This window comes from Bacillus sp. P4_D3 (assembly GCF_056401855.1).
This window is the reverse complement of sequence record NZ_JBFUIN010000114.1, coordinates 1-8,739: the sequence shown is the minus strand read 5'-3', so window position 1 is coordinate 8,739 and position 8,739 is coordinate 1. Positions and strand designations below refer to the sequence as shown.

Here is an 8,739-nt window from a genome sequence, read left to right as displayed (position 1 = left end):
CTTCTACTTCATTCTCAATACGAGTATTTTCCTCATGAATACGAATTTGCGCCATTAGAAACGCCTCCTTGAATTGATAATAATTTTATATGAAATTGGAATAAAAACTCATAAGCTTCTAATCTTTTTTTTGCATCAAAGCTATCACGGCCCCATACGGTAATGCCATGGTTTCGAATTAATACTGCTCCTGAATCTCCTTGTATATGCTTTCGAAATTTCTCTCCAAGCGTTGGGATATGAGCATCATTTTCGATAATAGGAATGTTAATCGTTGCACCTTCTTCCCAAATATCAAGAGCTTTAATAATCTCTTGATTTTGAAGGGTGACTTTATCGCTATACAAATTTGTGATGACATTATTATCAGTTGTATGAACATGAAGTACGCACCCGGCATTCGTACTGTTATAAATATGTGTATGCAATATTGTTTCTGCTGAAGGGCGTAACTCAGTTTCTAAAACGGGAACTCCTTGATGATTTACTAATAGAAAATYATCTGGAGTGGTTTTTGTTTTATCTTTGCCACTTGCTGTAATAAGAAAAGTAAGGGGATCATGACTGACTTTTATAGAAATATTTCCACTTGTTGCTGGAAACCAATTCCGAGTTGTTAATTCTTTTTTTATTTCACTTAAGTCATACCATTGACGAAAAAGTTGTTTCATGATTTCACCTCCAACAAATGTTGTAATTCGACTTGAATATCGTGAAATGTGTTAAAGGATATATAAGCAATATGATTTTCTTCACATTTTGTAATAAGGAAGTCACGGGCAAATACTTTATCTGCTTGTTTTGCTGCTTGTAAATCAGTAATGGAATCTCCTATCACAATATGAAAATCATCTTTAGAGCTTAGTTTCCGAATTAATGATGATTTACAGAGACCACAACTATGCTGACATTGCTCGTCACAAGGGTGCGGCCATTTAACTTCAACAAATTCTCCTGAAAAGTCAGTTGCATTACAATAAATTTGTTCTTTAGGGATTATTTCTTGTAAGAGTGGATAGACGAAGAAATCCATTCCACCTGATATAACGTAAAAGGAAATGTTATTTTCATTAATAAATTGTATGAATTCATGAAAACCTGTACGGATTTCAGCAGTTTCTTGTAAAAACTGAATAATATCATCGTGTAGATTAATAGGTATTAATCGAAATAATTGAGAAACACCTTCTTGAATAGAAAGTTCTTGCGATAAAATTTTTTGCTTTATTTCCTCTGCTGCTGGTGGTGCGAATTTTTCCATAATGGACATGATATTATCGTTATTTGTAATCGTACCATCGAAATCACAAAATACTTGAATACTCATAATTTCACCTCATGAGAAGGATTTCCCCATATTTGTAGTGCGCTATGCAAATTTATTTCATCCACTTCATGGAGTGGTTTACCTTGTAAAGTAGCTTCAATTGCAGCACGGAAAGCTTTGCCACCACCTTGAGCTCCATTTGGATGCCCATGAATCCCGCCACCGGCATTAATAACAACATCCTTACCAAAATCTCGTAGAATAAAGGGAACGAAACCAGGATGAATTCCAGCAGATGGAACAGAAAAACTTTTCTTGAAATAGTGGTCTTCCTCAGTTAATGCTTCTGTAATGAGAAGAGCTTCCTCTTTTTCTAATGCAACGTTGCCGTATGGTGATGGGAATAAAGAGAAATCAGCACCAGCGTAACGTAGTAATTTTCCAAGTAGTAATGGAGAAGAGAACCCGTATAGTTTCGATGACGAATATGCGCCACTTACAGCAGGGTGTGCCATAATAGGAATTGGAATTTCCTCGTCTTCTACAAGTGATTGCAGTACATCTAATCCATAAGAAAATACATTAAATAAAAGAATGTCTGCTCCAGCTACCACCGCACGTTTCGCGTTCTCTTTTAAATCATAAGTTCGCCCTGTTAAATTTACTGCGTATAAAGTTTTATGTCCGTAAGTTTCGTATACAGATTGTAAAACTTCTTTCCCAGATTCAATTCTTTTTGTAAGTGGTGTTAATGAGTTTTCGAATAAAATTTCATCATCTTTTACAATATCTACGCCTCCAATTGCCTGATCGCGTAGTTGAGTTTTTAAATATCCAATATTCCGTCCTATCATCCCTTTAAAAATACTCATTAGAAGAGGGCGATCTTGAACTTGTAACAGGTTTCGAATGCCTTCGATTCCAAATTTTGGTCCAGGAAACTGTTTCTTTAATTCGTCTGAGAATGTTAAATCAATTAGTTTAATTTCTCCATCTAACGAAAGTTTTCCAAATGTTGTTGTCAAAATGGCTGGTAAGTCGGGGCTAAAGTTCAGCGATGGATAATGAATTTTAATGAGTCCACGTGATACTTTTTTGCCAAGGTAAGAGTTAATATGTTCTTGTTCGTCTAACGCTTCAATATGAATGACATTGCCTTTATGTTGTTTTAATTGTTCTTGTAATAAGTGTGGCAAATGAGTCCAAGAGCCAATTGTTAAACCAATTGCAATTTGTTCCGCTTTCTTTTCTAAGTTGTGAGAATCATCGTGGATTAAATATGTCGCTATAATTCCGCTCATTGTTATAACCTCCTAGTTAAATAAAAAAACCTCTCAGCTAAGGAGAGGTTTTTTTACAACCAGCTCCTTATCTGTCAGCGTAACGCTGCGAGAATTAGCACCGTGTCTACAATTGTAGATCGGTTGCCGGGTTTCGTCGGGCTCGTCCCTCCACCTGCTCTTGATAAGAAGTATTTAGAAATGTTTAAATTTTTAAGATAACTGAATTTTGTCAGATATTTTTTATGTTGTCAATGACTTTTTGAAAAAATTTAATTTATCAATTCGATTAATTGCTTCTCGTAATCTATCTTCTGTATGCAAGAGACCAACACGGACATACCCTTCGCCGTGCTCACCAAATCCAACACCAGGAGCAACTGCAACGTGTGCTTTTTCTAGCAAAATATCAGAAAATTGCTCAGATGTATATCCTTCTGGTACAGGAAGCCATGCAAAGAATGATCCGGTTGGAATATCTACATTCCAACCAATTGAGTGACAAGCTGAAATAAGAGCATTTCTCCGAGATTCATAACTATTAACAAGATCTACCACACAAGACTGCGAGCCTAATAGTGCTTCGCGGGCAGCATCTTGAACTGCACCAAAAATACTAACATACATATGATCTTGCAATAGGTTAATTGTTTCGATGACACTTTCATTCCCCACTGCAAAAGCAATACGCCAGCCAGCCATATTGAAAGTTTTTGATAAAGTGTAAATTTCAATTCCTGTATCTTTGGCGCCGTCTGCTTGCAAGAAACTAACAGGCTTTTGACCATCAAATCCGATAGCACCGTAAGCAAAATCATGAACAACTAATATATTATGTTTACTAGCAAAATGAATGGTTTCATCAAAGAATTCTTTTGATGCAGTAGCACCGGTAGGATTATTAGGATAGTTTAAAAACATTAACTTGGATTTCTTGGCAATAGAGTCATCAATTTTTGTATAATCTGGTAAAAAATTATTTTCTGCAATAAGCGGCATTGTTTCAAAGTGCGCTTTTGCTAAAGCAACTCCGGATAAATAATCTGGATAGCCTGGATCTGGAACGAGAATGGTATCACCAGGGTTTGTAAAACAAATTGGTAATTCTACTAATCCAGCCTTTCCACCAAACAAAATAGCAACTTCAGTTTTTGGATTTACTACTACATCATATTCACGTTGATAGAATGTTGCCACGGCTTCTTTTAAGCTTTCATGTCCGCGAAATGGCGGATATTTATGATGAATGGCCTTTTCAGCAGCATCTTGTAAAGCTTTTACGATATGCTGTGGTGTTGGTTGATCTGGATTACCTTGACCTAGATTAATAACATCGTGACCAGCTGCAACGACTTTGTTAACTTTTGCAACAAGTGAAGCGAAAAATTGTGTCGGCAATGATGTTACTACTTCGGAAGGTTGAAAATTTTTCATACTTTTCACCTCTTTTGAAAGTTGTTACAATTCTAGTGACAAATGATATAATCTTTCCAGTATTTTGTAAAGAAAAAATTAGGAATGGGGCGGACAAAATGAAAGTCGCATGTATTCAAATGGATATTGTCTTTGGTGATGTAGAAAAAAATATTGAGAACGCTAAAAATAAAATAAGCGAAGCGATGAAAGAAAGACCAGATGTTATCGTCTTACCAGAATTATGGACAACAGGATATGATTTAACAAGACTTTCTGAAATTGCAGATAGGGATGGATTGGAAACGAAAGAAAAGTTGAAAGAATGGTCGAAACAATATGGTGTACATATTGTTGGTGGTTCCATAGCGAAGCAAACAGAGCAAGGTGTTACAAATACAATGTATGTTGTAAACAATGAAGGGAATCTAGTCAATGAATATAGTAAAGTACATTTATTTCAGCTTATGGATGAACATAAATATTTAGTAGCTGGTAATGAGACAGGTGAATTTAAGCTAGATGATGTAGAGTGCGCTGGCACAATTTGCTATGATATTCGTTTTCCGGAGTGGATGCGTGTTCATACTGCTAAAGGTGCAAAAGTTTTATTTGTTGTAGCAGAATGGCCATTAGTACGTTTAGCGCATTGGCGTTTGCTTTTACAGGCGAGAGCAGTTGAAAACCAGTGTTATGTTGTAGCATGTAATAGAGCAGGAAAGGATCCGAACAATGAGTTTGCAGGTCATTCTTTAATTGTCGATCCTTGGGGTGAAGTTGTAGTAGAGGCAAATGAAGAGGAATTTATTTTATTTGGAGAGCTGAAATTCGAGAAAATTAAAGAGGTTCGCAAAGGAATCCCAGTTTTTGCAGATCGTCGTCCAGAATTATACAAATAAAATGTTGACAAGTGATTTTTATTCTTGGTATAGTCTTCATCATAAAGTTAAAAATTCAAAAAATTATACAACTCTTATCAAGAGCAGGTGGAGGGATTTGGCCCGATGAAGCCCAGCAACCGACCGCAATACCATTGTGAAATGGGGCGTTTATGACGTCAAAAGGCACGGTGCTAATTCCAGCAGAAAGTAAACTTTCTGGCAGATAAGAGGGGAGAAGATAAACTTCAAACCTCTTTCTTTGTGGGAAGAGGTTTTTCTGTGCTAGAAAAACCTCTGAATTAAAAGGGGGAGAAGACGATGGGATATTATTCATTAACAGAAGTAACAGCTGTACACTACGCAAAAGAACATGGATACTTTGATAAGAAAGCGAATGTAATCTGCCATGAAATTGGAGATGGCAATTTAAATTACGTATTCAAATTAGATGATGGAGAGAAGACAATTATATTAAAACAAGCACTTCCATATGCAAAAGTAGTTGGTGAGAGCTGGCCATTGTCAATAAAAAGAGCAACGATTGAAAGTAAAGCACTACAAATTTTCGCGAAGTATGTACCGGAATACGTTCCAGAAGTATACAGTCATGATGAGGAGTTGGCAGTGACAGTAATAGAAGATTTATCAAGGCTAACGATTACAAGAAAAGGATTAATAGACGGAGAAGAGTATCCTCTTTTATCCCAGCATATTGGTCGCTTTCTAGCACATGTTTTATTTTATACTTCAGATTTCGGCGTACGTTCAGAAGAGAAAAGAGTGTTAGATAGTGAATTTGTTAATCCAGATCTTAGTAAAATCACAGAAGATTTAGTGTTTACAGATCCGTTTGGTCATTATGATACGAATGATTATGAGCCAGAGTTACAACTAGCGGTTGATGAACTGTGGAGTGACAAAAATTTAAAATTAAAAGTAGCACAGTATAAGTATAAGTTTTTAACGAGAAAAGAAGCGCTCATTCATGGGGATTTACATACTGGTAGTATATTTTCATCGCCTTCTGAAACGAAAGTAATTGATCCAGAATTTGCAACGTACGGTCCATTTGGATTTGATCTTGGCCAATTTATTGCAAATTTATTATTAAATGCGTTATCGCGTGAAGAGGAAAAAAGAAGTGTGCTATTTTTCCATATCGAGAAAACATGGAGTTATTTTGTAGAAGCTTTTACAAAGCTATGGATTGGAGAAGGTGTAGAAGTATATACGAAAGAGAAACAATGGTTACCAATTATTTTGCAAAATATTTTTAGTGATATTGTTGGATTTGCTGGATGTGAACTGATTCGTAGAACAATTGGTCTAGCACACGTGGCAGATTTAGATGAAATATCAGATAAAGAAAGAAGAATTCAAGCTAAAAAACAAGCACTTTATTTAGGGAAAGAACTATTAAAATATGAATCAAAGAGCGCAGATATACAACTGTTCCGAACATTATTTCAACATACAATTTCAGGAGGCGTAAAGGCATGAGTACAATCATTACTATTCCGAGATCTGTAAGTTGGAAAGGAGATACCATTGCGGTATTAAACCAAACAAAGTTGCCGCATGTCACTGAATACAAAACATTAACGAATGTTGAAGATGTATGGAAAAGTATCATTATGTTAGAAGTACGCGGAGCACCTGCAATTGGGATTGTAGCTGCGTTTGGTTTGGCGCTTGCGGCAAAGAAATATGATGCTACAAATATCGATGAATTTCAAAAGAAGTTTAATAGAGATTGTAACTATTTAGGGACATCACGTCCGACGGCAGTCAATTTATTTTGGGCAATTGATCGCATGAGAGAAGCTATACGAGGGATTTCTACAATAAAAGAAGCACAAAAAATATTAGAAGAGGAAGCACTTCGTATTCAGCAAGAGGATGAAGTGGTGTGCCGAAGTATTGGAGAACAKGCTTTAAAGACGGTGATAAAATTTTAACAATTTGTAACGCTGGAAGTATTGCAACTGCTAGATATGGAACAGCATTAGCCCCATTTTATATTGGGAAAGAGAAGGGTGTACGTTTACATGCCTATGCGTGTGAAACGAGACCGGTTTTACAAGGTGGTCGTTTAACGACATGGGAATTGAAGCAAGCAGACATTGATGTAACGCTTATTACGGATAATACTGCAGCACATGCAATTCGAACGAAAGAAATTAATGCGATTATTGTAGGAGCAGATCGAATCGTTGAAAACGGTGATACTGCTAATAAAATAGGAACATTAAATTTAGCTATATTAGCAAAGTATTTCGGTATCCCATTTTACGTTGCAGCACCGTTATCTACATTTGATACTACGAAACAAACAGGTGCTGAAATTGTCATTGAAGAAAGAGATGAAACAGAAGTTACGAAAATTTTTGGGAAACAAGTGGCGCCACTTGGAACGCCTGTATTTAACCCTGCATTTGACGTAACACCGCATGGATTAATTACAGGAATTATAACTGAGAAAGGTATTTTACGTGGAGATTATAAGCAAGAAATTACGTCATTATTTGAAAAAACAAGCTAATCACAAATAGCTTGTTTTTTTATGCCTAAGATTCTCTTTTCCTCTTATTTATGTAATGAAGGGAGGAGAGAAAGATGGAAGAGTGGATCAGGATGATAGGTAATGTGGGGTTTCCAATTGTTGTAACGCTATATTTACTACATCGCATTGAAAGTAAATTAGACGGAGTGATTGTTGCAATTGAGAAACTCCCTAAACAATTACTAAAGTAGGAAGATCCTCGCGATAGAAAGAAAAATAAAGTTTGCTCTTCGTGAGCAAACTTTATTTTTCTTATTGAGCAGTATAACCACCATCGATAACAACAGCTTGACCAGTTATGCCTTTTGCCTTTTCACTTGCTAAAAACATAGCATAATCTGCAATTTCTTGTACTTGCAACAAGCGCTTCTGCGGTACAAGAGGATAAATAATATCTTCTAAAACATTTTCAAGTGGTACATTTCGTGTAGTCGCTAAATCCTCTAGTTGATTGCGTACAAGAGGGGTATCGACATAACCAGGGCAAAGGGCATTTACAGTAATACCATGGATAGCACCTTCTAAAGCGGCAACTTTTGTTAATCCAATTACGCCATGTTTTGCGCTATTGTAGGCAGCTTTTCCAGCGAATCCGACAAGGCCGTTAATAGAAGCGACGTTAATAATCCGGCCGTATTTTTGTTTTTTCATAATAGGAAAAGCGTGTTTGATGGCGATAAATGGAGCGATTTGCATTATTTTAATAAGAAGTTCGAATTTCTCAGTTGGAAAATCTTCAATCGGTGAAACATGTTGCATTCCTGCATTGTTAATTAATACATCTAGTGAACCGAAATGACTAACTGTTTGAGAAAGCGTTGCTGTAATTTCTTCTTCAGATGTAACGTCACATTTTAAACCGATAGCTTGAAAGCCTTCTTTTTGTAATTGTTCAGCAGCTTCTTTCGCACGATCTTCAAGGCGATCAGTAATAACAACTTTTGCGCCTTCTTTTGCAAAAGCGTTCCCCATTTCATAACCAATACCACTCGCAGCACCTGTTAAAAAGACAACTCGATTTGTAACCATGATGAAAAACACTCCTTCATAATAAAAGTTCTCTTATTGCTCTATTTAGAGGGGGAACTATGAAATTCCTGCAAACATTTGGAAAAAATCGTTAGCTATCTTGTTTTGCAAAATAGTCTCTGTTATACTATTTTGTAAAGCAAGATACTTACGCTTATCTATCTTGTAAAACAAGATAGTGGGAGGATTTGAATTATGTCGACAAGTCAAATGCTAAAAGGGATTTTAGAAGGTTGCTTACTTGCTATTATTTCTGAAGGTGAAATATATGGTTATGAAATGAGTGAAAAATTAGCGAAATATGGT

8 protein-coding genes, 1 pseudogene and 2 riboswitches are annotated in these 8,739 nt (G+C 36.1%); of the genes and pseudogenes, 4 read left to right on the top strand and 5 right to left on the bottom strand.

Annotated features, from left to right (window positions below; translation table 11 throughout):
• Positions 1–32: 32 nt before the first annotated feature.
• From AC1DTM_RS13755 to AC1DTM_RS13740, 4 genes are all read right to left on the bottom strand, one after another.
• Positions 33–671 (bottom strand): methylthioribulose 1-phosphate dehydratase, encoded by a 639-nt coding sequence (locus tag AC1DTM_RS13755; protein WP_477000356.1) that lies wholly within the window; start codon positions 669–671, stop codon positions 33–35.
• Entirely contained in the window at positions 668–1,327 is a 660-nt protein-coding gene (locus AC1DTM_RS13750; RefSeq protein ID WP_016106077.1) for a 2-hydroxy-3-keto-5-methylthiopentenyl-1-phosphate phosphatase, read from the bottom strand. Before AC1DTM_RS13750 ends, AC1DTM_RS13755 begins: the two co-directional genes overlap by 4 nt.
• Entirely contained in the window at positions 1,324–2,568 is a 1,245-nt protein-coding gene (gene mtnW / locus AC1DTM_RS13745) for a 2,3-diketo-5-methylthiopentyl-1-phosphate enolase (RefSeq protein WP_016106076.1), read from the bottom strand. Before mtnW ends, AC1DTM_RS13750 begins: the two co-directional genes overlap by 4 nt.
• Positions 2,569–2,632: 64 nt before the next feature.
• A riboswitch (SAM riboswitch) is annotated at positions 2,633–2,738 on the bottom strand.
• A gap of 52 nt (positions 2,739–2,790) precedes the next feature.
• Complete coding sequence (locus AC1DTM_RS13740) at positions 2,791–3,981, bottom strand: pyridoxal phosphate-dependent aminotransferase (RefSeq protein ID WP_016106075.1); 1,191 nt, start codon at positions 3,979–3,981, stop codon at positions 2,791–2,793.
• A gap of 14 nt (positions 3,982–3,995) precedes the next feature.
• Here AC1DTM_RS13740 and AC1DTM_RS13735 point away from each other — a divergent pair, with 14 nt between their 5' ends.
• From AC1DTM_RS13735 to AC1DTM_RS13720, 4 genes and pseudogenes are all read left to right on the top strand, one after another.
• Positions 3,996–4,859 carry a carbon-nitrogen family hydrolase gene (locus AC1DTM_RS13735; protein WP_033711022.1) on the top strand — a complete coding sequence of 288 codons (864 nt, stop codon included), beginning with the start codon at positions 3,996–3,998 and terminating at the stop codon, positions 4,857–4,859.
• A 71-nt stretch (positions 4,860–4,930) separates the two neighbouring features.
• Positions 4,931–5,071: riboswitch (SAM riboswitch) on the top strand.
• An 88-nt stretch (positions 5,072–5,159) separates the two neighbouring features.
• The gene (mtnK, locus tag AC1DTM_RS13730) at positions 5,160–6,341 is read left to right on the top strand and encodes an S-methyl-5-thioribose kinase (RefSeq protein ID WP_002111574.1); all 1,182 of its coding nucleotides are present in this window, start codon (positions 5,160–5,162) and stop codon (positions 6,339–6,341) included.
• Positions 6,338–7,383 (top strand): annotated as a pseudogene (mtnA, locus tag AC1DTM_RS13725) (S-methyl-5-thioribose-1-phosphate isomerase). Before mtnK ends, mtnA begins: the two are co-directional and overlap by 4 nt.
• A 74-nt stretch (positions 7,384–7,457) precedes the next feature.
• Positions 7,458–7,595 carry a YvrJ family protein gene (locus tag AC1DTM_RS13720; RefSeq protein WP_000393342.1) on the top strand — a complete coding sequence of 46 codons (138 nt, stop codon included), beginning with the start codon at positions 7,458–7,460 and terminating at the stop codon, positions 7,593–7,595.
• A gap of 61 nt (positions 7,596–7,656) precedes the next feature.
• Here the strand turns inward: AC1DTM_RS13720 and AC1DTM_RS13715 are convergent, their stop codons facing one another.
• Positions 7,657–8,433 (bottom strand): 3-hydroxybutyrate dehydrogenase, encoded by a 777-nt coding sequence (locus AC1DTM_RS13715; RefSeq protein ID WP_088099489.1) that lies wholly within the window; start codon positions 8,431–8,433, stop codon positions 7,657–7,659.
• Positions 8,434–8,739: the final 306 nt, after the last annotated feature.

Bases quoted from the DNA above. Each gene is read 5' to 3' on its own strand.
- AC1DTM_RS13715 (WP_088099489.1), bottom strand. From the start codon at position 8,433: ATGGTTACAAATCGAGTTGTCTTTTTAACAGGTGCTGCGAGTGGTATT.
- mtnK (WP_002111574.1), top strand. From the start codon at position 5,160: ATGGGATATTATTCATTAACAGAAGTAACAGCTGTACACTACGCAAAA.
- AC1DTM_RS13750 (WP_016106077.1), bottom strand. From the start codon at position 1,327: ATGAGTATTCAAGTATTTTGTGATTTCGATGGTACGATTACAAATAAC.
- mtnW (WP_016106076.1), bottom strand. From the start codon at position 2,568: ATGAGCGGAATTATAGCGACATATTTAATCCACGATGATTCTCACAAC.
- AC1DTM_RS13720 (WP_000393342.1), top strand. From the start codon at position 7,458: ATGGAAGAGTGGATCAGGATGATAGGTAATGTGGGGTTTCCAATTGTT.
- AC1DTM_RS13740 (WP_016106075.1), bottom strand. From the start codon at position 3,981: ATGAAAAATTTTCAACCTTCCGAAGTAGTAACATCATTGCCGACACAA.